The sequence below is a fragment of the Devosia nitrariae genome (assembly GCF_030160115.1).
In the GTDB taxonomy this organism is placed as follows: Bacteria; Pseudomonadota; Alphaproteobacteria; order Rhizobiales; family Devosiaceae; genus Devosia; species Devosia nitrariae.
Genome location: NZ_BSNS01000022.1, coordinates 270,645 through 292,982 on the forward strand (window position 1 = coordinate 270,645; position 22,338 = coordinate 292,982).

A 22,338-nucleotide genomic window follows, 5' to 3' on the forward strand; every position below is an offset into this window, starting at 1 on the left:
CTGGCTAGCGGCTAATTGATCTCGCGCCCGACTCCGAGCTTATGGAGTTCGGCGAGAAACCCGTCGCGGATGTCCTCGCGATCGAGCGCATAGACGACATTGGCGGTGAGGAACCCGATCTTGGCGCCGCAGTCGAAGGACTGCCCGCGATACTTGACCCCGATGAAGGTCTGGCTGCGCATCAGCGTCTGCATGGCGTCGGTGAGCTGAATCTCCCCGCCCGCGCCCTTGGTCTGTTCGGCCAAGAGGTTGAAGATCTCGGGCTGCAGGATGTAGCGGCCGGAAATAATGAGATTGGACGGCGCATCTTCGGGCTTGGGCTTTTCGACCATCTGCGTGATGCGGAAACCCTCGTCCGGTCCCTCCCCGCGCGCCACGATCCCATAGGAGCTGACGTCCTCGGGCGGCACTTCCTCGACCGCAACGAGGTTACCGCCGGTCTCCTCGTAGGTCTCTATCATCTGCTTGAGGACACCCGGCTCGCTTCGGAACAGCATGTCCGGCAGGAGCAGGGCGAACGGCTGGTCGCCGACGATATCGCGGGCACACCAGACCGCGTGACCGAGCCCCAGCGGCTCCTGCTGACGGGTAAAGCTCGTCCGGCCGGCCGAGGGCAGGTCCATGCGCAGCTCGGCCAGCGCCTCGACCTTACCGCGCGCCTCGAGGGTGGTTTCGAGCTCGAACTGCCGGTCGAAATGATCTTCGATCACGCCCTTGTTGCGACCGGTGACGAACACGAAATGCTCGATGCCGGCCTCGCGCGCCTCGTCCACCGCGTACTGGATCAGCGGGCGGTCGACGACCGTCAGCATCTCCTTGGGCATGGCCTTTGTCGCAGGCAGGAACCGGGTCCCGAGCCCGGCGACGGGGAAGACGGCAGTACGTACGCGTTTATGCACCATTTGGCTCCGGTCTATGCACTTGATGGAATGGAAAGATCGGTGGAAAGCTTGGTAAAGCTATCGCAACACCTCGCCAATAGCATCCGCGTCGTTTCGTCATTTCCTCCCCCAGGGTAAACAACATGACCGTTCTCGTTACAGGCGGCGCCGGCTATATCGGCAGCCATATGGTTTTGAGGCTTGCCGACGCCGGCGAGAAAGTGGTGGTCCTCGACAATCTGGTAACCGGCTTCGACTGGGCAATCGACCACCGCGCGGAACTGGTCGAAGGCAATGCAGGCGATATGGACTTCGTCGGCAAGGTGATCGCTGAACACGCCATAACCGAAATCGTTCATTTCGCCGGCTCGATCGTCGTGCCGGAATCGGTCGAGAACCCACTGAAATACTACGCCAACAACACCGCAACCTCGCGTAATCTCATCGAGGCGGCGGTCAAGGGCGGGGTCAAGCACTTCGTCTTCTCCTCGACCGCAGCCGTCTACGGTATGACCGGGCTCGCGCCCGTCATCGAGGAAACGCCCCTCAACCCCATGTCGCCCTATGGGCGCTCCAAACTGATGACCGAATGGATGCTGGCCGATGTCGCGGCCGCCCACCCCATCACCTATGGAGTGCTGCGCTATTTCAACGTGGCGGGCGCTGATCCCGCCGGCCGTTCCGGCCAGTCGACGCCGATGGCCACCCACCTCATCAAGGTCGCTTGCCAGACGGCGCTCGGCCAGCGCGACAAGATGGCGATCTTCGGCACCGATTACGAGACACCGGACGGCACTGGCGTGCGCGACTATATCCACGTAACCGACCTCATCGAGGCCCACGCGCTGCTGCTCGAGCGCCTGCGGGCCGGCGGCGACAGCACGACGCTCAACTGCGCCTACGGGCGCGGCTACTCGGTGCGCGAGGTGATCGACACGGTCAAGGCCGTCTCCGGCGTCGACTTTCCCGTCGAAGAAGGCCCGCGCCGCCCCGGCGATCCGGCCTCGATCACCGCGACCGGCGAAAGGGTGCGCAAGCTCCTCGGCTGGACGCCCCGGCACGACGACCTCAACGAGATCGTCAAGACCGCCTTCGACTGGGAGCAGCACCTCATCCGGCGCAATCGCTGAAGGAGCGTCCTCAGCAAAAGCGGATGCCACTTTTTGCGGTTCGAGAACGCGACAACGAGAAAGCTTGCGCCCTGGCTGCTCGGCGCTGCCGGCAGCCTTGAATCTGGCCCGAATCGGTCGGCACAATGGGTCCGACGAGGAGGGATGCCCATGCTGCGGATTCTGGCGGCAATCGCGCTTGTAGTTGCAGGCGGCGGCATCGCTCTCGCCCAGCCGATCGAATCCTTTCCCGCGTTCCTCGCCAATTTCGAGGCGAAGGCCGTGGCGGCCGGCGTCAGTCGCGACACCTACCGTGCCGCGACCGCCGGGCTGACGCCCGACCCGCAGACACCGACGCTGGTCACCGGCCAGCCCGAATTCACCACGCCCGTATGGGATTACATCGAAACCCGCGTCAGCGCAGATCGCGTAGCCCGTGGGCGTGCGGCGATCGAGCGCAATGCCGCGCTCTTCGAAGCGACAGGCGCCCGCTACGGCGTCGACCCTTATCTGCTCGCCGCCATCTGGGGCATGGAGACCGACTATGGGAGCGTCCTCGGCAACCCGCGCTATATCCGGCCGATCATCCGCTCGCTGGCGACCCTCGTCCATCAGCGCCGCTCGCGGCTCGTCGAGGACGAGGCCGATTTCATCGCGGCCCTGAAGCTCCTCGAACGCGGACCGGCAACGGTCGACACCCTTGTCGGCTCCTGGGCCGGGGCCATCGGCCATTTGCAGGTCAATCCGTCCAACGTCGTGCGGCATGGCACCGACGGGGACGGCGACGGGCGCATCGACCTCCACAACTCGTTGGCCGATGCCCTGGCGACGAGCGCGGTGTACCTGCGGGCGTTGGGCTACAAGCCCGGCACCGATTGGGGCTTCGAGGTCGAGGTACTCCCGGGCTTCGACTACCTGCTCGCCGACCGCAGCCAGTTGCGCCCAGCTTCCTTTTTCACCGAACGAGGCATCGCCCGGGTCGGCAACCGGCAGTTCGCCGACCTTTCCGAACCCGTTTTCCTCTACGTGCCCGCCGGCAAGGACGGGCCGAAATTCCTCATGACCGGCAACTACCTCGTTTTGAAGGGCTACAATTTCTCCGACAGCTATGCGCTTTCGGTCGCCCACATGACCGACCGGCTGAAGGGCGCCGGCCCCTTTGCCGACGACTGGCCGCGCGCCACGCAGTTTCCCAACCTTTCCGAGCGTCAGGCCATCCAGCGGGCGCTGAAAGCGCTCGGCCTCTATGAGAGCAACCTCGACGGGCGCATCGGACCCATTACCCAGGCCGCCTATGCCCGCTTCCAGGCCTCTCGCGGCGAGGTCGCCGACGGCTTCATCACCCGCGCCGCGTATGAGGCACTGATGAGTGCCGCAAGGTGAAAAGGATTCCCCCTCCCAACCTCCCCCCCAAAGGGGGGAGGTGTAGCACAGTGCTCTTGGCACGATTGTGCCACTCGCACAAATCCGGCACCTCCCCCCTTGTGGGGGAGGTTGGGAGGGGGGTACTGAGCCTCGTGCCTTACCCATCGCGTTCTGGTAAAAGACACGAATGCTTCGCCTTTTCGTCCTTCTGCTTGCTCTCTGCATCACGGCGGTCGATGCCGCGCCCGCCTTCGCGCAGGCCGAAACGCTTCTCCTTGCCCAGCAGGAGCCTCGGCGCCGCACGCTTTTCGACCTGCTGTTCGGCGACCCCCAACCGCCGCAGCGTCAACCGGTCGAACAGCCGCGACAGACCGCTCCTCGCCAGCGAACGCCCACGGCAAACCTCCCCCCGCCCAAGCCAACAGTCGAAAAGGCAGAGGGCGCCACGCGCCTCGCCGTTTTCGGCGACTCGCTGGCCGTCGACCTCGCCAAGGCGCTCGAGCGCCTCTACGTCGACGATCCCAACCTCATCGTTCTCGACCAGGGAGTCGGCTCGTCTGGGTTCGTGCGCGAGGACTATTTCAACTGGAATGCAGCCATAAACGACGAGATCGCCAAGGACAGCTTCGATCTCGCCGTCATTATCGTGGGCATCAACGACCGGCAGGAGATGCGCGCCAATGGTCAGGTCCTTCAGCCGCTGTCAGACACATGGACCGCCGCCTACCAGGCGCGGATCACGACGTTCCTCAACCAATTGCGCGCCGCCGGCAAACCGGCGATCTGGATCGGGCTGCCGCCGATGTCGGGCAGTTCCTATTCGACCGCCATCAGCCAGATCAGCGCCATCCATCGGCTCGCCAGCCTTTCGGGCGGAGCCGAATTCGTCGACGTCTATGAACGGTTCCTCGGCGAGGACGGCAAGTATTCAGCCTATGGGCCCGACCTCAACGGGCAGAACGTCAGGATACGCAAGGACGACGGCATCCACTTCTCGTCCGCCGGCGCCGACAAGCTCGCCTTTTTCGTGTCCCAGTCCGTGCGCAGGTTCTATCGCGAAGGCGGCATATCGATCGAGGTGGCCGACCCGCTGGCCGGCACCGACGCCGGAGCCATGCTGCGCCCGCCCCTGCAAGGCCTCGGCCAGATCCGGCTCCTGGAGGTCGCCGGCGCCGTAACGCCCCTGACCCGCTCGCCCCCGCCCGCAGTCGACCTGATCTCGGCAGTTAGCATCCCGGAGCCGGCCGCATCCTTCGACCTCGAGCAGATGGTCAAGGCCCCGGTCGGGCGGGTCGATGCATTCGGCGTCGGGATTAGTCCGGGGCGGGACGTAGAAAATCCGGCAGGACGATAGCTCTATTTTTCCAGCTGATGAGATTCTTCGGTTCGTTCGCCTCCACGGCACCCACGTGAGGGACCTCCGTGACGACAGATGGCCAAAAGGCCGTCGGTCCGAGCCTCAGCCCTCGACGAACCGCACCGTACCGATATAGGGCAGGTTGCGATTGCGCTGCGCATAGTCGATGCCGTAGCCGACGACGAAGTCGTCGGGAATATCGAATCCGACCCATTTTGCGGCGATGTCGATCTCACGCCGCGAGGGCTTGTTGAGAAGCGCGCACGCTTCCATCCGGCGCGGGTGGCGCGTGGCGAGGATCTCGAGCACGTGCTTCAACGTGTAGCCGGTATCGACGATGTCCTCGACGACGAGGACATCGCGACCGGCGATCTCCCCGCGCAAGTCCTTGAGGATGCGCACCTCGCGGCTGGATTCCATGGCATCGCCATAGGAGGAAGCTTCGAGGAAATCGACCTCGACCGGCAGGTCGAGCTCGCGCACCAGATCGGCGATGAAGATGAACGAGCCACGCAGGAGCCCGACGACGACGAGCTTCTCGGTATCGCGGAAATAGGTCGAGATCTCCTTGGCAAGGCCCTCGACACGGGCCGCGACGGCCTTGGCCGAGATTAATTCGTCGACCACGTAGTTTACGCCCATCGTCCTGTCGGTCCTCGAATCGAAAAAGCGAAGGCCGGACGGTCGCCGGGCCCATATGGGTTAGAACGGGATGCGAAAGCGGCAACTCTTCGCATCCCGTGACAAAGGAAAGCTAAAGCGGCAGGTCCGTTTTGCCCATCAGGTCCATGTCGATCGCCCGTGCCGCCTGGCGTCCCTCACGGATCGCCCAGACGACCAGCGATTGGCCGCGCCGCATGTCGCCGGCCGCATAGACGCCGGCAACGCTGGTGCGATAGCTGAAGGTGTCGGCAAAGAGGTTCCCGCGCTTGTCGAGCTCGGCACCGAGCTCATTGAGCATCCCCTCCTGCACCGGGCCGGCAAAGCCGATCGCCAGCAGCACCAGGTCCGCCTTGATGACGAAGTCGGTGCCCGGGATCGGCCGGCGCTGCCGGTCGACGCGGGCGCATTCGACGCCTGTGACGCGCCCCTTGGCGTCGCCGATGATCTTGAGCGTTCCTGCCGCGAACTCGCGGATGGCGCCCTCGGCCTGCGAGGAGGAGGTGCGCATCTTGACCGCCCAGTTGGGCCAGGTCGACAGCTTGTTCTCCAACTCGGGCGGCTGTGGGCGCACGTCGAGCTGGGTGACGGCGATGGCCCCCTGCCGGAACGAGGTGCCGATGCAGTCCGAGGCCGTGTCGCCGCCGCCGATGACGACGACATGCTTGCCGGCGGCGACGAGCGGCATTTCGCCCGACACGTCCTCGCCGCCGATGCGCCGGTTCTGCTGGACGAGGAACGGCATGGCGAAATGCACGCCGTCGAGTTCGACGCCCTCGGCCCCGACCTCGCGCGGCTTTTCCGCCCCGCCGCTGAGCAGCACCGCATCATGGCGCGCGCGAAGGTCCGAGAGCGGACGGGAAACGCCGATGTTCTCGCCATAGTGGAAGATGACCCCCTCGGCTTCCATCTGGCTGACGCGGAAGTCGATATGGTCCTTTTCCATCTTGAAGTCGGGGATGCCGTAGCGCATCAGGCCCCCTGCCCTCAGCTCGCGTTCATAGACATGCACCTCGTGGCCGGCGCGGGCGAGTTGTTGAGCCGCGGCCATGCCGGCCGGGCCCGACCCGATAATGCCGACCGACTTGCCGGTGCGCGTTTCCGCAATCTGCGGCTTGACCCAGCCCGAGCGGATCGCCCGGTCGGCGATGGCCTGCTCGACGGTCTTGATGGCGACGGGCGTGTCCTCGAGGTTGAGGGTGCACGCCTCCTCGCACGGCGCCGGGCAGATGCGGCCGGTGAACTCGGGGAAGTTGTTGGTCGAATGGAGGTTGCGCGCCGCCTCCTCCCAGTCCCCCTGGTAGACGAGGTCGTTCCAGTCGGGAATCTGGTTGTTGACCGGGCAGCCCGTGTCGCCGTGGCAGAACGGGATGCCGCAATCCATGCAGCGCGCCGCCTGGTCCACCACCCGCCCTTCCGAGAGCGGAATGGAGAACTCGCCGAAGTGACGGATGCGATCGGAGGCGGGCTCGTACCGGGGCTCCTCGCGGTCGATTTCCAGGAAGCCTGTAACCTTACCCATCGGCTTTCCTTTCCTACTCTGCAGCCACGCCGAGCTCGGCGGCGCGCTTCTTCTTCTGTTCCATCTCGCGGATCGCCCGGCGGTATTCGACCGGCATCACCTTGACGAATTTGGGCCTGTAGGCCTCCCAGTTCTCGAGGATCGCCTTGGCCCGGGTCGAGCCGGTGTAGTGGAGATGGTTGGCAATCAGTTGCTGCAGGCGCTCGTCGTCGTGCCGGGTCATATCGCCGGAGATGTCGACGCGCCCGTGCCATTCGAGATCCCCGCCGTGGTGGTGGATCTTCTGCATGAGGTTTTCTTCCTCGGGCACCGGCTCGAGATCGACCATGGCCAGGTTACAGCGCGAGCGGAACGTGCCGTCCTCGTCGAGCACATAGGCGACGCCCCCGGACATGCCGGCGGCAAAGTTGCGCCCGGTCTCGCCTATGACGACGACGAGGCCGCCGGTCATGTACTCGCAGCCGTGATCGCCCGTGCCTTCGACGACGGCGATGGCGCCGGAATTGCGAACCGCGAACCGCTCGCCCGCAACGCCCCGGAAATAGGCCTCGCCCTCGATGGCGCCATAGAGCACCGTGTTGCCGACGATGATCGACTTCTCGGGCACGATCGCCGCCTTCTCCGACGGCCTGACCACAAGGCGCCCGCCCGAGAGGCCCTTACCGACATAGTCGTTGGCATCGCCCACGAGATCGATCGAGATGCCGCGCGCAAGGAACGCGCCGAAGCTCTGCCCGGCGGTGCCGTTGAGGCGGATGGCGATGGTGTCGTCCGGCAGGCCCTCATGCCCGAAGCGGCGCGCCACCTCGCCCGAGAGCATGGCTCCGGCCGAGCGGTCGCGCGAGCGGATGGGCAATTCGAACTGCACGGGCGTGCGGTTCTCGAGCGCCGGCATCGCCTTTTCGATCAGCGTACGGTCTAGGACCGTCTCGAGGTGGTGGTTCTGCAGCTCCGAGTGATGGAGCGTGTCGCCCCCGATCGGATCGGGCTTATAAAAGATCTTCGAGCAGTCGATCCCCGCCGACTTCCAATGGTCGGCGAGTCTGTTCTGGTCGAGAAGGTCCGAGCGCCCGATGACCTCGGCCAGCGTCCTTGCACCCATCTGCGCCATCAGAGCGCGCAGCTCCTCGGCGACGAAGAAGAAGTAGTTGATGACGTGCTCGGGCGTGCCCTTGAAGCGCTTGCGCAGCACCGGGTCCTGGGTCGCAACCCCGACCGGACAGGTATTGAGGTGACACTTCCTCATCATGATGCAGCCGGCCGCGATCAGCGGTGCCGTCGAGAAGCCGAACTCGTCAGCCCCGAGCAGCGCGCCGATGAGCACGTCCCGTCCGGTCCGCAGGCCCCCGTCGACCTGAAGCTTGACGCGCGCGCGCAGGCGGTTCAGCACCAGGGTCTGGTGAGTTTCGGCAAGGCCGATCTCCCAAGGACCGCCGGCGTGCTTCAGCGACGTCAGCGGCGAGGCGCCCGTGCCCCCGTCATAGCCGGAAATTGTGATGTGGTCGGCCCGCGCCTTGGCAACGCCCGCCGCGACCGTGCCCACACCCACTTCCGAAACGAGCTTGACCGAGACATCGGCCTGCTCGTTGACGTTCTTCAGATCGTAGATGAGCTGTGCCAGGTCCTCGATCGAATAGATGTCATGGTGCGGCGGCGGTGAGATGAGACCGACGCCGGGCGTCGAGTGCCGCACCTTGGCGATCTTCCAGTCGACCTTGTGGCCGGGAAGCTGACCGCCCTCGCCGGGCTTGGCGCCCTGCGCCACCTTGATCTGGATGGCATCAGAGTTGACCAGGTATTCAGCCGTCACCCCGAACCGGCCCGAGGCCACCTGCTTGATGGCCGAGCGCAGCGGGTTCATCGATCCGTCCGGCAGCGGCTTGAACCGATCTTGCTCCTCGCCGCCCTCGCCGGTGTTGGACTTACCGCCGATCCGGTTCATGGCAATGGCGAGCGTCGTGTGCGCCTCGCGGCTGATCGAGCCGAAGCTCATCGCGCCGGTGGCGAAGCGCTTGACGATCTCGGTTGCCGGCTCCACCTCCTCGATCGGCACGGCCGACCCCAGGGGCTTTACCTCGAACAGCGACCGGATGGCTTTGAAGCCGTTCATGGCCTCATTGACTTGCCTGGAAAAGCTCTCGTAGCGCTCCTGGGCGCTCTCCGGGCTTTCGTCCTTTGTGCGCACCGCGTGCTGCAGGTCGGCGACGGTGTCGGGTGACCAGGCATGCTTTTCGCCGCGGATGCGGTACATGTATTCGCCGCCGACATCCAGCGCCTTCCTCAGCACCGCATCATTGCCGAAAGCGTCGCGATGGCGCCGCACCGTCTCCTCGGCGATCTCGGCAAGGCCGACACCTTCGATCGAGGTCGCTGTGCCGAAGAAGTAGCGGTTGACGAAATCGGACTTCAAACCGACCGCGTCGAAGATCTGCGCACCGCAATAGGACTGGTAGGTCGAAATGCCCATCTTGGACATGACCTTGAGCAGCCCCTTACCGACCGACTTGATGTAGCGATAGACGACCTCTTCGGCGTCGACCTCGGGCGGATACTCGCCCTCGGCATGGAGCGCGGCCAGCGTCTCGAAGGCGAGATACGGGTTGATCGCTTCGGCACCGTACCCGGCGAGCATCGCGAAGTGATGCATCTCGCGCGCCTCGCCGGTCTCGACAACGAGGCCCGAGGAGGTTCTGAGCCCCTTGCGGATGAGGTGGTGGTGCACGGCAGCCGTCGCCAGCAGCGCCGGAATGGCGATGCGGTCGGCCGCCACCAGCCGGTCCGAGAGGATGATGATGTTATAGTCGCCGCGCACGGCCTCTTCCGCCAGTTGGCAGATGTGATCGAGCGCGTCTTCCATCCCCGCCGCGCCGGAATCGGTCGCATAGGTGATGTCGATCGTCTCGGTCTTGAACTGGTTGTCGCGCATGTCGCCGATCGTGCGGATCTTTTCCAGATCCTCATTGGTCAGGATCGGCTGGCGCACTTCGAGCCGCTTCTGGTTGGAGAGGCCCTCGAGGTCGAAGATATTGGGCCGCGGTCCGATGAACGAGACGAGGCTCATCACCGATTCCTCGCGGATCGGGTCGATCGGCGGGTTGGTGACCTGGGCGAAGTTCTGCTTGAAATAGGTATAGAGGAGCTTGGACTTGTCCGAGAGCGCCGAGAGCGGCGTATCGGTGCCCATCGAGCCTACGGCTTCCTGGCCGGTGGTCGCCATCGGCGCCATCAGGAGCTTGATGTCTTCCTGCGTGTAGCCGAAGGCCTGCATGCGGTCCAGAAGGCTCTCAGAGGACTTGGGCGCCTTGGGCTCGGTTGGCGGCAGCTCTTCGAGCACGATCTGCGTGCGGGCCAGCCACTCCTTGTACGGGTGCTTACCGGCAAGGCGATGCTTGATCTCCTCGTCCGAGACGATCCGCCCCTCTTCGAGGTCGATGACCAGCATCCGGCCCGGCTGCAGCCGCCAGCGCTCGACGACGTCTTCCTCGGGAATATCGAGGACGCCGGATTCGGAAGCCAGCACCACGTGCCCGGCCTTGGTGACGAGGTAGCGAGCCGGGCGCAGGCCATTGCGGTCGAGGGTCGCAACGACATAGCGTCCGTCCGAGAGCGACATCGCCGCCGGCCCGTCCCAGGGTTCCATCAGCGCGGCGTGGTACTCGTAGAAGGCACGCCGCTCCTCGTCCATCAGCGAGTTGCCTGCCCAGGCCTCGGGAATCAGCATCATGGCCGCGTGCGGCAGCGAGTAGCCGCCGCTCACCAGGAACTCGAGCGCATTGTCGAAGCAGGCGGTGTCGGACTGGCCTTCATAGGAGATCGGCCAGATCTTGGTGATCTCGTCTCCGAAGAGCTTCGAGGCGACCGAAGCCTGGCGTGCCGCCATCCAGTTGACGTTGCCGCGAATGGTGTTGATCTCGCCGTTATGCGTCGTCATCCGATAGGGATGAGCGAGCTTCCAGGAGGGGAAGGTGTTGGTCGAGAAGCGCTGGTGGACGAGCGCGACGGCGCTTTCGAACGCCTCGTCCGAAAGGTCCGGATAGAAGGCGCCGAGCTGGTAGGCAAGGAACATGCCCTTGTAGACGAGCGTGCGCGCCGACATGGAGACGACGTAGAACCCATTGTCGCTGTCACTCTCGGGGATCGCGCGGTAAACCGTATTGGAGATGACCTTCCGCACGATCAGCAGCTTGCGCTCGAAATCGTCAAGGGAGAGGCCCTCCGGCCGGGCGATGAACATCTGCTCGATGAACGGCTGAGTGGCGATGACGCCCTCGGAGAGCCTGGAATTGTCGGTCGGCACCACCCGCTCGCCCAGAAGCGTCAGCCCCTCGCTTTCGAGACACGCCTTGACCGCCGTCGCGCAACGATCGCGCAACGCCCGATCGTTGGGGTAAAAGATCATGGCTACGGCATAGCCGTGCTTTTCGGGCAGGGCGAAATCGACGCTCTTGGCAAGGAACGCATGCGGAATCTGGACAAGGATGCCCGCGCCGTCACCCATCAGCGGATCGGCGCCCACCGCCCCGCGATGCTCCAGGTTCTCGAGGATCTCGAGACCCTTCTCGACCACCTCATGGCTTGGCTTGTTCTTGATATTGGCGATCATGCCGATGCCGCAGGCATCGTGCTCGCGCGTCGGATCGTAGAGACCCTGAGCCTGCGGGCGGCCAGCCGGAACCACGCGACGGCCGTTGGCGATCAGGGTTTTGCGATTGGCAGCGCTCGCGCCGACGGTAAGAGCCGTTCCGGTCCGTTCGTTTGCCATATCGTGTCCTCTCTCGCAGTGCCCGGCGCCCGGCTATCGGGCGACCTCGCTTGATGTCTCGTTCGCATCCTTGGCGTTCGTGCCGGCTTGCCGGCGCCTGGATGCAGCATTTCGTCCTTTCGTGGGCGCGCTGTCGTCCCGGGTCGTACACAGTACGGCTCGAAAGAGCAAACGCATCCATTCAGTGGGGAGCGGCTCTGCATCCAAATGGCCGCTCGTTCGGGCTATCTTAGCCCCGCCATTCCGTTTCCGCTATGCACGAGCGGGACCAGCCGGTACGGCGTGCGGCGCTGTCCGGGGAGACCGGGACGCCGCGCAGATAAATGACAACAATGTTGTCCTATCGACCGCACATTTGCATAATTCCAATCTGCGCACAAGCGGCGGCCGTCACTTTTTCGCCATGCAGAATAGGAAAAGACCAACAAATCGTAGGAGATAGTAGGAATGCACCGTCTTTTCAACCGCCGCGGCGCATGAAGGCGGTACGAATCGACCCGATTCGCACCACCTTCGCCTCCAATCGCCTGCGAATGCCTATTGCGGCTCCGTGGGTGTATTGAGATTCAGGTCAGGCCGAGGCGACCCGAAGGGCCGAATATGGCCGTTTTTCGAGAACCGTAGCGCAGCGTACCTTCGGGTACGTGAGCAACGGAAGCGCAGAAAGCGGCCATTTGCAGTCCGGCATCACCTGAATATCAACACACCCTATTCGAGGTGCGACTTGATGAACCAGAGATCCTTATCGAGCTCACGCGAAAAGGCGGTGAGGATGTCCGCGGTATCGGCGTCCCCCGCCTCGTCGGTGGTGTCGATATCCTCGCGCACCGTGTTGGCAAGGTGGGCATAGCGATCGGCGAGTGCCGCCAGGTGAGCGGGCACCTTCTGGATGTCGGTCGGATAGGGCTCGAGCCCCGATGTCTTGGCCACCGCCTGGCTGGTGCCCAATGCTATGCCGTCAAGTTGGGCAACCCGCTCGGCCATGACGTCCCCATGCTCGTCGAGTCCGGCCCGGAAAGTGTCGAGCAGTTCGTGCACGGCGATGAACTGCGGGCCCTTGAGGTTCCAATGCGCCTGCTTGGTGGCGAGCGCCAGATCGATGGTGTCGGCAAGCCGTGAATTGAGCAGCGCGATGACGGTCGCCTTGGTATTGGAATTGAGGTGGATCGACGGGGTTTTCATGGAGGTCTCCCTGCAACAGTCGCGTGCACAACACCCGGGAGCGTGACGCGGTTCCCGGCTGTTAAGGATCCGATGCCCAGGCTGGCTCTATCACCACCGGATGGGGGGAAGAGCGGCACATCGCAGTCGTGACACGATCTTGCCAAGCCCACCGGATGGACACCTCCCCCCTTGTGGGGGAGGCTGGGAGGGGGGTGCCCACGCGGCTCCGCGCATCACCCCCTCCTGCCTCCCCCGTCAAGGGGGAGGTGAACTCGGTGGGCGGGCGGGTATTGCGCCTCCTTCCGGGCTCCGGCGCCGTCGACCCACCCACTACGTTCTCCGTACCCACGAAAGCAAAAGGCGCGGTCCAGACGGACCGCGCCCCTTCTGTCTGCCGTAAGGCCGCCGGTTAGTTGACCGACTGGTCCTCGATGCTCTTGGCGCTGCCATTGATCGGAATCTGGCGCGGCTTCTTGCCCTCGGGCAGTTCGCGCTTGAGATCGATGTGCAGGAGCCCATCTTCGAGCGCGGCACCGGTTACCTCGACATAGTCAGCAAGCTGGAAGCGCAGCTCGAAGGCGCGCTCGGCAATGCCGCGATGGAGGAACTCACGGGGCTTGTCGCCCGAGTCGGCGGGCTTGGCGCCTTTGACCAGGAGGTTGTTCTCCTTGCTCTCGATGGCGATGTCGCCGTTCGAGAACCCGGCCACGGCGATCGAGACGCGGTAGGCATCTTCGCCCGTCCGCTCGATGTTGTAGGGCGGGTAGGTCTTGGCTTCCTGGGTCACCAGGTTGTCGAGACGCGAGAACAACCGGTCAAAACCAACGGTCGACCGATAAAGGGGGGAAAAGTCGTAGGTCTGCATGTCACATTCTCCGTGTTGAGCAACGTGTTGTCGGGCCTTCCCGGTAAACTCCCTGTCTAGGCGAGCAGTCATGGAAAGGTCCGGTCCCCGGCATATCCGGCGGACGCAATTGATGTAGGGACGCCGAACCGGCGTTCAAGACCCCGCCGCAATGATGAATGGCGGATGAATATAGCGGTCCGAATAGGTTCAGCTTGCCGCGCTTAGAACGGGGCATGCGGACGGCGAGGAATGGTTCCGAGCCCCCGCGTACCCCAGCGGCGTCGTCACCCGCCCCCCGCACGGCGTCGCCAGTCACGAGGGCCAGCATCCGACAGGGTGCTGGCCTTTTTGCCGGGCCATCGCCGGTTCCTTCTCAACCCCGACATTCCCCGCCCATTGCATGCGCGCCTGAACTCGGCCATCAGTTGTCCGATTTGATCGAATGAGCCGAAGTCATGACTCTCAGCGCCACGGCCGCCGTCACCCCCGACCAGGCCGTCCTTGTCGACCTGCCCAGCAACCGCGTGCCCGAGGGTGCCCGGCCCGGCTATTTCCGCACCGAGGACAATGTGCGGCTGCGCTACGCCACCTGGCCGCGTGCCGCCGAGGGGCATAAAGGTACCGTCTGCCTCGTCCACGGGCGCACCGAGTTCATCGAGAAATATTTCGAGACGATCGAGGACTTCCGCCGACGCGGCTTTGCCGTCGCCACCTTCGACTGGCGCGGCCAGGGCGGTTCGGAGCGGCTGATCGGCCATCCCCACCACGGCCATGTCGAGCGTTTCGAGGACTTTTGGCTCGACCTTAAAAGCTTCCACCGGCAGATCCTGCTGCCCGAGTGCCCGCCGCCCTTCTATCTCGTCGGTCACTCGATGGGCGGCCTCGCCTCGCTCTTTGCCGCCGCCAACGACCGCATGATGTTCGACCGGGTGTTCCTGTCGGCGCCGATGATCTGGCTGCCCAACCAGCCGCTGCCGCCGGCCGGCATGGCCTTTTTCACCCGGGCGCTCGGCTTTCTCGGCCTCTCGCAGATGCCGGTTTCGCGTCCGGCCGACCGCCCGCCCTCCCGCCAGGCGTTCGAGGGCAACCCGCTGACCTCGGACCTCGAGCGCTACATGCGCACCGTCGATGTCTATGCGGCGCGCCCCGAGCTCGAAGTTTCCGTGCCGACCCTCGGCTGGGCCGCCGCGGCGATGACCGCCATGGCCGAAGTCGCTCGCGACGACTTCCCCGCCCGCATCCGTGTGCCGGTGCTGATGCTGGCTGCCGCCTGCGACCGGGTGGTGGCGAGCGCGGCGACCGAGCAACTGGGGCTGCGGATGCGCACCGGCCGCCATGTTGTCATTCCCGGCGCTCGTCACGAGCTGTTCATGGAAACCGACGCCATCCGTGCCCAGGTCTTTGCCGCGTTCGATGCGTTCGTGACCGAGCAGAGCGAATAGGCGGCACTAGAGTGCTTTCAGCAAAAGTGGACACCACTTTTGCGGTTCGAAAGCGCGACAAATTCAATAACCTAGAGCGCGGCCGTAATGGTCAGGCTGACAAGCCCGAGCCCGGCGAGCGCGGCGCGCAGCATGTGGGAGTATTCCCAGCGGTTGCGCAGCTTCTCCCAGTCCTCATCGGCGGTTGAAGGTTCTTCCCCGCCGCCCGCTGCAAAGAACCGCTCGCCAGTCGGATGCAACCGTTCTTCCTTCAGCCACACGCGATTGACCGGATGAGTGACGAGCCAATAGGTCACATGCATGGCAACGAGGGCGACGAACCCCACCAGCGCCCACCAGAATGCCGAACTGCCGGCCGGCAGGACGAACAGCAGACCGAGGGCCAGCAACGCCGCCACCGGCTCGGCAAAGCCAGTCATGGTAAAGCCTGGATAGTAGATAGGCTGCACGGTCATATAGTCCAGCCTGTCGAGCCGCAGTTTGCCAGGATATTCCAGGGCATGCGCAAGTGACGGCGCCAGGGCCACGGCTGCCGCCAGCACGGCAAGTATCTCGAGAACGAAGGACATTGGGGCTCTCGCGTCGACTGAGTCCTGGGCTCTACGCGGGAGCTGCCCGATGGTTCCCTACCGCCCCCCGCGGTGCCACCACCTACCCGCCGGCAAGCACGGCGAGCGCCGCGGCATGCAGGTCCGGGGTTGCCGCCGCCACGCAATTGCCGCCTGCCTCGGCCGGCCCGCCCGCCCAGGTGGTGATGACGCCGCCGGCATTCTCGATGATGGGAATGAGCGGCGCGATATCGACGTCTTTCAATCCCGCCTCGACCACCAGGTCGATCTGCCCCATGGCCAACAGGCAGTAGCCGTAGCAGTCGAGCCCGTAACGCACCTGCAGCACACGCGGACTGATGGCACGCCACGGTCCCTCCCGGTTGGCGCCGAGGAAAAGGTCCGGGCTCGTCGTCGTCAGCTTGGCATGGGCGAGTTCGGTCACCGCGCTGGTGCCGAGCGGGGCCATGTCGCCGCCATGGCGATAGCGCGCCCTCCCTGGCAGGCTCCAGAACGTCTCGCCGGTGAAAGGTTGCGCCATGAGGCCGGCAAGCGCCCTGCCCTGATGTATCAGGCCGATGAGCGTGCCCCATACCGGCACGCCGGAAATGAACGCGCGGGTGCCATCTATCGGATCGATGATCCAGGTGAAGGGGCTGCCCGTCTCTTTGTTCGCCCATTCCTCGCCGACGATCGCGTGGTCGGGGAAGCTCTCCTCGATGATCTGGCGAATCGCGATCTCGGCTTCCTTGTCCGCCTCGGTCACCGGATCGAAGCCTGCCTGCCACTTGTTCTCGACCGCCAGCGGCGTGCGGAAGAGCCGAAGCGTTACCGATGCCGCTGCTTCGGCGGCCCTGTGCAAAACTTTCTCGACCGCGTCGAAATCGACGAGGCCAGCGGGCGGCATGGCGTGCTGGGAGGTAATCATCGGATTTTATTGCGCTTTCAAAGATCGAGACGGGCGCGGTATTTGCTTTTGAATTGCATCCCGCGTCAATGACTGTGATTCATTTTTGCAACAGCATGACGGTTTTTTGCCAAGTCACGATCCAGATATTGTCCGCGTTAACAAATCAGTTCACTAAGAAGATGCATGATGGGTATGCGGCTTTACTTCATACCGGACTTGCTCCGGCCTTTGGTTGGCCGTGATCGTTTCCTCCCTTGACTTGGGCCGCCCTCGGGCGGCCCTGTTTTTTCAAACTATTGTTTTGCAAATGAAAACCGGCAGCTACTCGGCCGCCCTGGCTATGGGGACCGCCGCCAGCGCCGCCAGGTCGAAGCCGATAAGCGCCAGGATCAGCTTTTCCATAAGGGCCCGCATCGGTTCGAAGCCGGCGGTTTTGGTCAGCGTCACCTCGCTCATGTAGAGGTGCCGGCTGATTTCGATCTGCAGGGCATGCACCCCATGCTGCGGACGGCCATAGGTACGGGTGGAGAACCCCCCGGCATAGGGCCTGTTGCGCGCAACCTTGAGGCCGGCGGCAACGAACACCGTCTCGACGAGATCGATGATGGCCGGCGCGCATGTGGTTCCGTAGCGGTCGCCCAGCACCACATCGGGTGCCGGCCGGTCGCCGCTACGGGTGATGCGCGGCATGGAATGGCAATCGACGAGCAACGCGACGCCGAACGCGCTCATCGCGTCGGCCAGAAGCTTCTGCAGGGCGGTGTGGTAGGGGTGATAGATGCCCTCGATGCGCATGCGCGCATCCTCGAGCGTCAAGCGCTCACGGTAGATCGGCTTGTTTTCGGCCACGACCCTGGCAATGGTGCCGAGCCCGGCGGCGACCCGCGGCGAGGTGGTGTTGAACCGATCCGAAAGCGGCTCGGCGAACATCTCCGGGTCGAGCTCCCAGGGTTCGCGGTTGGCATCGAGATAGGCGCGCGGGAAGTGTGCGCGCAGCAGCGGCGCGCCCAGATGCGGCGCCCGCATGAACAGTTCGTCCACCCACGCATCCTCCGACTGGCGGATCGACAGGTGGTCGAGCCGGGTCATGGCCAGGAACCGTTCGGGATAGACGCGGCCGGAATGGGCGGAGTTGAAGACAACGGGAGCAAGCAGCCGGCGCGGACGGACGGTTTCAAAAGCGGGTCTGTCGCTGTAGTCCGACCGCACCTTTCCTCCGTTTTCCGCCGCGGCGCTTTTCGCAAAATCGGCCTTGTTGAGAACAAGATTGCCCCGCTTCGCCGGCATTGTCCAGAATATCGCGATTTTGCGAGCGCGAGATTCCTCCTCTGGTTTGCCTTGCAGCAAAACTCGCTTAAACATCACCGCGTAAAATGCGATTCAATAGCCGGGATTCGCCCGAATCGGGCTCAGCGCTGGCGACTTGGAAGGTTTTGGGATGAAACGGATCCTGCTTGCGGAAGACGATAACGACATGCGCCAGTTCCTGACACGCGCGCTCAAGAACGCCGGCTACGAAGTGGTTTCGTTCGACAATGGCCTCTCCGCCTATGAGCGGCTGCGCGAGGAGCCCTTTGCGCTCCTCCTCAGCGACATCGTCATGCCCGAGATGGACGGCATCGAGCTCGCCCGGCGTGCCACCGAGCTCGACCCGGACCTCAAGGTCATGTTCATCACCGGCTTTGCCGCCGTCGCGCTCAATCCCGACAGCGACGCGCCGCGCGATGCCTCGGTGCTCTCCAAGCCCTTTCACCTGCGCGATCTGGTCAACGAGGTCGAGCGACTGCTCGCCGCCTGAGCCTGTTCATTTGCGTTCTTGACCTCTTGACCGCAGCGGGGATTTTATGGTCTATCCCCGCCACCGGAACGGCGAAGCCGCTCCGCTCGAGAGATGGGCGTGTAGCTCAGCGGGAGAGCACTACGTTGACATCGTAGGGGTCACAAGTTCGATCCTTGTCACGCCCACCATTCTCTCTTCTTCTTAAGGCCCGATCGCAACGATCCGGCTTTCGGTGGCCCGGCTAGCCTCAGGTCACCTACCGCGCCCTTTCGGCGTCGGGTGCGTAGCTCAGCGGGAGAGCACTGCCTTCACACGGCAGGGGTCACAGGTTCAATCCCTGTCGCACCCACCATTGTTTTCTGTAACACCGACTAAGTGACCGGTTGCTCTGGTGGGCCTCCATCGGATGCATCTTTCTTCGCCGCTGACACCAGATATATTGGCTGCATGGGACGGGACAGGCTCATTGCTGGTCCTTTTGAACTCGTGCCCGGCACGGAGCTGCGCCGCGAGGGTAAGCTGTTGCCGGTCGGCCATCGCGCCCTGCTTGTGCTCGAGGCCATGATGCGAGCCAATGGCGAAGTCATCAGCAAGGCCGACCTCATCGACAAGGCATGGCAGGGCGCGGCGGTCGAGGAGGGAAACCTGACCGTGCAGATATCGGCCCTGCGCCGCGAGCTCGGCCTGCGCCCGGGCGGCGGTGAGTGGATCGTGACCGTGCCCCGCATCGGCTATCGCCTCGTAGCCGACGCGCTCCCGGCCCAGCCGTCCGGCGCCGCCGCAACCGGACGTCCGACGCTCGCCGTGCTTCCCTTCGTTTCCCTTGGAGCCGAGGGCTCCGGCGATTATTTCGCCGACGGGCTGGTGACCGACCTGATCGCGGCGCTCAGTCGCTTCCGCTCGTTCGCCGTCGTCTCGCGCACCTCCTCGTTCGCTCACAGGAACGATGGGCTCGATGCCCGCGAAACCGCTCGCCAGCTCGGCGTGCGTTATCTCCTCGAAGGCAGCGTGCGCCGTGCGGGGAAGCGCGTGCGGGTCACGACGCAGCTGATCGACGCCCACCTCGACAGCCACCTCTGGGCCAGGAGCTTCGATGGCGAGCTCGAAGAAATCTTCGCCTTTCAGGATCGCATCACCGAGGCCGTCGCGGGTCTCGTCGAGCCGCAGATCCGGCGAACGGAGATCGAGCGTGCGCGGCGCCAATGGCCTGAGAGCCCCGTGGCCTACGATCACTTCCTCAAGGCCTTGCCGCACTTTTATGCCCGCGACCCCGCCGGATATGCGCTCGCGCTCGAACATCTCGAGCGCGCCATCGCCCTCGAACCCGACTATGCCCTGGCCCTCGCCTATGCCTCCTGGACCTATCCCCGCCGCAGCCTGGTTGCCCTCAAGATGCTTTCCGAAGAGGAGGCCGCGCGCTGCCTCGAGCTCGGAGCCGCAGCGCTACGCCATGGCGGCGATGATCCGCTGGTGATGGCCGCCTGCGGGCATTCGCTGCTTACGATCGGCCGAAAACGTGCCGAAGGGCTGGCGCTGGTTAAGCGGGCAACGGAGGAGAACCCCAACAGCGTCGTCGTGCTGATGCTCGGCGGCATATGCAATATGGCGGCCGGCGATCTGGATCTCGCGCAAGAGGCCTATACCCGCGCCTACACCCTCTGTCCTGGCGGCATGGAAGCCCATGAATGCCTGGCGGGCATCGGGTTTACCCACTTCTTGGCCGGCCGCCACAACGACGCCATTGCCTGGTTCGAACGCTCGCGGGCCACCCTCGTCGACTGGCCGCCGACCTTCTGGATGCTGGCGGCCGCATTGGCTCATTCGGGCCGGATAGAGGAGGCGCGCGAGACCGTGGCAAGATTGCTGCAGATCGCGCCCCATACGACCCTAGAAGGACTCAACGTCCTCGGCGCCAGAATGGACGACCGCTTTCGGGCGCTGGCTGACGGACTACGCCTCGCCGGCCTCCGCTGATTTTTTTGGAACTTTTTGGAGTCGCGTAAGGACTTAAGCGGTCGATCCGGAGGACCGTGCGGTAGCTGGACCCACCCAGTGACCCTACGAGGAGGACCAAAATGGATGTCTATCTTGCTGCCTTCGGGGCCTATCGAGGAGTGGGCGCGATGCGTCCGATGTCTCGGCAAGACGAAGATGTGTACTACCGCAATACTGAATGGGCTTGGTCGAAGGTTGCTGCGATCGCGGCAGCGGCCCTGCCGTTCAGCGCGCTCAATCCCGGCAAGACGACACATGAAGGGAACTATGCTGTTGGCGCCCTTCCCACCGCGGAGGCAGGACAATGGCACTAGAGATCATCGGCGCGGGGTTCGGCCGCACCGGCACGAGTTCCCTGAAGGTCGCCCTCGAGCATCTGGGGTTCGGCCCCGTGCATCACATGTTCGAGGTGCGGGACAATCCGCACCTGCTGCCGCCATGGCAGGCCTTCGTCGAAGGTCGTGGAATTGATTGGGAAACGGCTTTCAGAGGATATCGCGCGCAGGTCGACTGGCCTGGCGCGGCCTGCTGGCGCGAACTCGCGCGTGACTTCCCGGACGCGCGGGTGATCCTGTCAGTCCGTGATCCCGACGACTGGTTTGACAGCGTCCAGGCGACGATCGTGAAGCTGCTCGGCACGCGCGGACAGCAGCCGGACAAGCACATCAACGCTCTTGTCGAAATGGGCCACAAGCTGATCGAGCAAGGTATCTTCGGTGGCCGACTGAGCGAGAGGGCGCACGCGATCGGTATCTTGAACGCCCATATCGAGGAGGTGAAGGCGACCATTGCGCCCGCGCGGCTGTTGGTCTTCGACGTGCGCGAGGGATGGGAGCCGCTCTGCGCCTTTCTCGGCTGCCCCGTGCCGGCCATCACCTTCCCCAAGCTCAACTCGTCCCGGCAGTTCGTCGACGAGGAATGGGCCGCGGAGGAGGCCATCACCTAACTCGGCAAGCCCTCGGCGGACATCAATCGCCGCCGCGAGCCTGCCGGAAGCGATCGAAGGCGACGGCGATGACGATGAACGAGCCGACGAACGTGCCCTGCCAGAAGGTGCTGATGCCAAGCAGGATCAGGCTGTTGCGGATGACCTCGATGAGCAGCGCGCCGACAATGGCGCCGAACGCGGTGCCCGAGCCGCCTGCCAGGTTCGCCCCGCCGATGACCGCCGCCGCAATGACCGTCAGCTCCATCGCCTGGCCGAGATTGGTGGTGACGCCACCGAGCCACCCGACCTCGAGCACACCGGTGATGCCGGCCATGGCGGCTGAGAACATATAGACGCTGACCTTGACCGCCTTGACCGGAATGCCGGTGAGGATCGCCGCCTGCTCGTTGCCGCCGATGGCAAAGAGGTGCTGGCCCCAGCGCAGCCATTTGAAGGCGAAAGCGGTGATCACCGCCAGGATGATAAGGATGATGAGCGGGTGCGGCAGACCGAAGGTCGAACCGCCGCCCAGCCACAGCAGCAGATTATGGTCGGGGCCGAACTGGTAGACCATCCTGTTGTTCGACAGCACCATGGCAAGGCTGCGCGCCACGGACAGCATGCCGAGCGTCACGACGAACGGCGGCATCCTCGCATAGGCGATCAGGACCCCATTGGCGACGCCGACGAGAAGCGAAGCGCCCATGGCGGCGATGAACCCGACCCAGAACGGATAGCCCTCGGCCATGACGATACCGATGGTCATGGCCGAGATCACCACGGTCGAGCCGACCGAAAGATCGATGCCGCCCGAAGCGATCACCGCCGTCATGCCCAGCGCCACGATGCCGACGAAGGCGAAGTTGCGGGTGACGTTGAAGAGGTTGCGCTCGGTGGCGAAAGTGTCGGTCAGGAGCGTCAGCGCCAGACAGGCCAGCACCGCGGCGATGAACACCCAAAAGGTCTGCTGGCTGGTGATCCAGGACAGCACGCCGCGGTGTTGCGACCGGTTGATGGCATCCGCCAGATTGGTGTTCGACATGAGTTGCGTTCCCTTCCGGACGCTGC

At 64.3% G+C, this 22,338-nt stretch carries 18 protein-coding genes and 2 tRNA genes; 10 read left to right on the forward strand and 10 right to left on the reverse strand.

Features of this window, described 5'->3' with window-relative positions:
- Window positions 1-11: 11 nt before the first annotated feature.
- Entirely contained in the window at window positions 12-902 is an 891-nt protein-coding gene (galU, locus tag QQK18_RS20950) for a UTP--glucose-1-phosphate uridylyltransferase GalU (protein ID WP_379993834.1), read from the reverse strand.
- Window positions 903-1,024: 122 nt separating this feature from the next.
- On the opposite strand from galU, the gene galE reads away from it, so the two are divergent.
- The 3 genes from galE (at window position 1,025) to QQK18_RS20965 (ending at window position 4,709) form a co-directional block, all read left to right on the forward strand.
- A complete protein-coding gene (galE, locus tag QQK18_RS20955) occupies window positions 1,025-2,011 on the forward strand; it encodes a UDP-glucose 4-epimerase GalE (protein WP_284342321.1) in 987 nt (328 codons plus the stop codon).
- 150 nt (window positions 2,012-2,161) lie between these two features.
- Window positions 2,162-3,373 (forward strand): lytic murein transglycosylase, encoded by a 1,212-nt coding sequence (locus QQK18_RS20960; protein ID WP_284342322.1) that lies wholly within the window; start codon window positions 2,162-2,164, stop codon window positions 3,371-3,373.
- Between the two features lie 169 nt (window positions 3,374-3,542).
- Window positions 3,543-4,709 carry an SGNH/GDSL hydrolase family protein gene (locus QQK18_RS20965; RefSeq protein WP_284342323.1) on the forward strand — a complete coding sequence of 389 codons (1,167 nt, stop codon included), beginning with the start codon at window positions 3,543-3,545 and terminating at the stop codon, window positions 4,707-4,709.
- Between the two features lie 105 nt (window positions 4,710-4,814).
- On the opposite strand, the gene hpt is transcribed toward QQK18_RS20965, so the two are convergent.
- The 5 genes from hpt to QQK18_RS20990 all read right to left on the reverse strand — a co-directional run bounded on the left by hpt (window position 4,815) and on the right by QQK18_RS20990 (window position 13,685).
- A complete protein-coding gene (gene hpt, locus QQK18_RS20970) occupies window positions 4,815-5,354 on the reverse strand; it encodes a hypoxanthine phosphoribosyltransferase (protein WP_284342324.1) in 540 nt (179 codons plus the stop codon).
- 112 nt (window positions 5,355-5,466) lie between these two features.
- Window positions 5,467-6,894 (reverse strand): glutamate synthase subunit beta, encoded by a 1,428-nt coding sequence (locus QQK18_RS20975; protein ID WP_284342325.1) that lies wholly within the window; start codon window positions 6,892-6,894, stop codon window positions 5,467-5,469.
- A gap of 13 nt (window positions 6,895-6,907) precedes the next feature.
- Window positions 6,908-11,656: a glutamate synthase large subunit gene (gene gltB / locus QQK18_RS20980; RefSeq protein WP_284342326.1), complete on the reverse strand. Its 4,749-nt coding sequence runs from the start codon at window positions 11,654-11,656 to the stop codon at window positions 6,908-6,910.
- A 708-nt stretch (window positions 11,657-12,364) separates the two neighbouring features.
- Window positions 12,365-12,838, reverse strand: a complete 474-nt coding sequence (dps, locus tag QQK18_RS20985) for a DNA starvation/stationary phase protection protein Dps (protein WP_284342327.1) — start codon at window positions 12,836-12,838, stop codon at window positions 12,365-12,367.
- A 391-nt stretch (window positions 12,839-13,229) separates the two neighbouring features.
- Window positions 13,230-13,685 (reverse strand): Hsp20 family protein, encoded by a 456-nt coding sequence (locus QQK18_RS20990; protein WP_284342328.1) that lies wholly within the window; start codon window positions 13,683-13,685, stop codon window positions 13,230-13,232.
- Window positions 13,686-14,122: 437 nt separating this feature from the next.
- Between QQK18_RS20990 and QQK18_RS20995 the strand changes: the two genes are divergently transcribed.
- On the forward strand, window positions 14,123-15,109 hold the full coding sequence (locus QQK18_RS20995; RefSeq protein ID WP_284342329.1) for an alpha/beta fold hydrolase: 987 nt from the start codon (window positions 14,123-14,125) through the stop codon (window positions 15,107-15,109).
- 71 nt (window positions 15,110-15,180) lie between these two features.
- Here QQK18_RS20995 and QQK18_RS21000 read toward each other — a convergent pair whose 3' ends face one another.
- From QQK18_RS21000 to QQK18_RS21010, 3 genes are all read right to left on the reverse strand, one after another.
- The gene (locus tag QQK18_RS21000; protein ID WP_284342330.1) at window positions 15,181-15,678 is read right to left on the reverse strand and encodes an anthrone oxygenase family protein; all 498 of its coding nucleotides are present in this window, start codon (window positions 15,676-15,678) and stop codon (window positions 15,181-15,183) included.
- An 82-nt stretch (window positions 15,679-15,760) separates the two neighbouring features.
- Window positions 15,761-16,564 (reverse strand): histidinol-phosphatase, encoded by an 804-nt coding sequence (gene hisN / locus QQK18_RS21005; RefSeq protein WP_284342534.1) that lies wholly within the window; start codon window positions 16,562-16,564, stop codon window positions 15,761-15,763.
- A 324-nt stretch (window positions 16,565-16,888) separates the two neighbouring features.
- Window positions 16,889-17,776, reverse strand: a complete 888-nt coding sequence (locus QQK18_RS21010; protein WP_284342331.1) for an N-formylglutamate amidohydrolase — start codon at window positions 17,774-17,776, stop codon at window positions 16,889-16,891.
- A 229-nt stretch (window positions 17,777-18,005) separates the two neighbouring features.
- Here QQK18_RS21010 and cpdR point away from each other — a divergent pair, with 229 nt between their 5' ends.
- The 6 genes from cpdR (at window position 18,006) to QQK18_RS21040 (ending at window position 21,288) form a co-directional block, all read left to right on the forward strand.
- Window positions 18,006-18,365, forward strand: a complete 360-nt coding sequence (gene cpdR / locus QQK18_RS21015; RefSeq protein ID WP_284342332.1) for a cell cycle two-component system response regulator CpdR — start codon at window positions 18,006-18,008, stop codon at window positions 18,363-18,365.
- A gap of 95 nt (window positions 18,366-18,460) precedes the next feature.
- Window positions 18,461-18,535, forward strand: a tRNA-Val gene (locus tag QQK18_RS21020).
- Between the two features lie 89 nt (window positions 18,536-18,624).
- A tRNA-Val gene (locus tag QQK18_RS21025) sits at window positions 18,625-18,699 on the forward strand.
- A gap of 95 nt (window positions 18,700-18,794) precedes the next feature.
- Window positions 18,795-20,321 carry a winged helix-turn-helix domain-containing protein gene (locus QQK18_RS21030; RefSeq protein WP_284342333.1) on the forward strand — a complete coding sequence of 509 codons (1,527 nt, stop codon included), beginning with the start codon at window positions 18,795-18,797 and terminating at the stop codon, window positions 20,319-20,321.
- A 101-nt stretch (window positions 20,322-20,422) separates the two neighbouring features.
- Window positions 20,423-20,656 carry a hypothetical protein gene (locus tag QQK18_RS21035; RefSeq protein WP_284342334.1) on the forward strand — a complete coding sequence of 78 codons (234 nt, stop codon included), beginning with the start codon at window positions 20,423-20,425 and terminating at the stop codon, window positions 20,654-20,656.
- Complete coding sequence (locus tag QQK18_RS21040) at window positions 20,647-21,288, forward strand: sulfotransferase family protein (RefSeq protein ID WP_284342335.1); 642 nt, start codon at window positions 20,647-20,649, stop codon at window positions 21,286-21,288. Before QQK18_RS21035 ends, QQK18_RS21040 begins: the two co-directional genes overlap by 10 nt.
- A 22-nt stretch (window positions 21,289-21,310) precedes the next feature.
- Here the strand turns inward: QQK18_RS21040 and QQK18_RS21045 are convergent, their stop codons facing one another.
- Window positions 21,311-22,312 (reverse strand): ABC transporter permease, encoded by a 1,002-nt coding sequence (locus QQK18_RS21045; RefSeq protein ID WP_284342336.1) that lies wholly within the window; start codon window positions 22,310-22,312, stop codon window positions 21,311-21,313.
- Window positions 22,313-22,338: the final 26 nt, after the last annotated feature.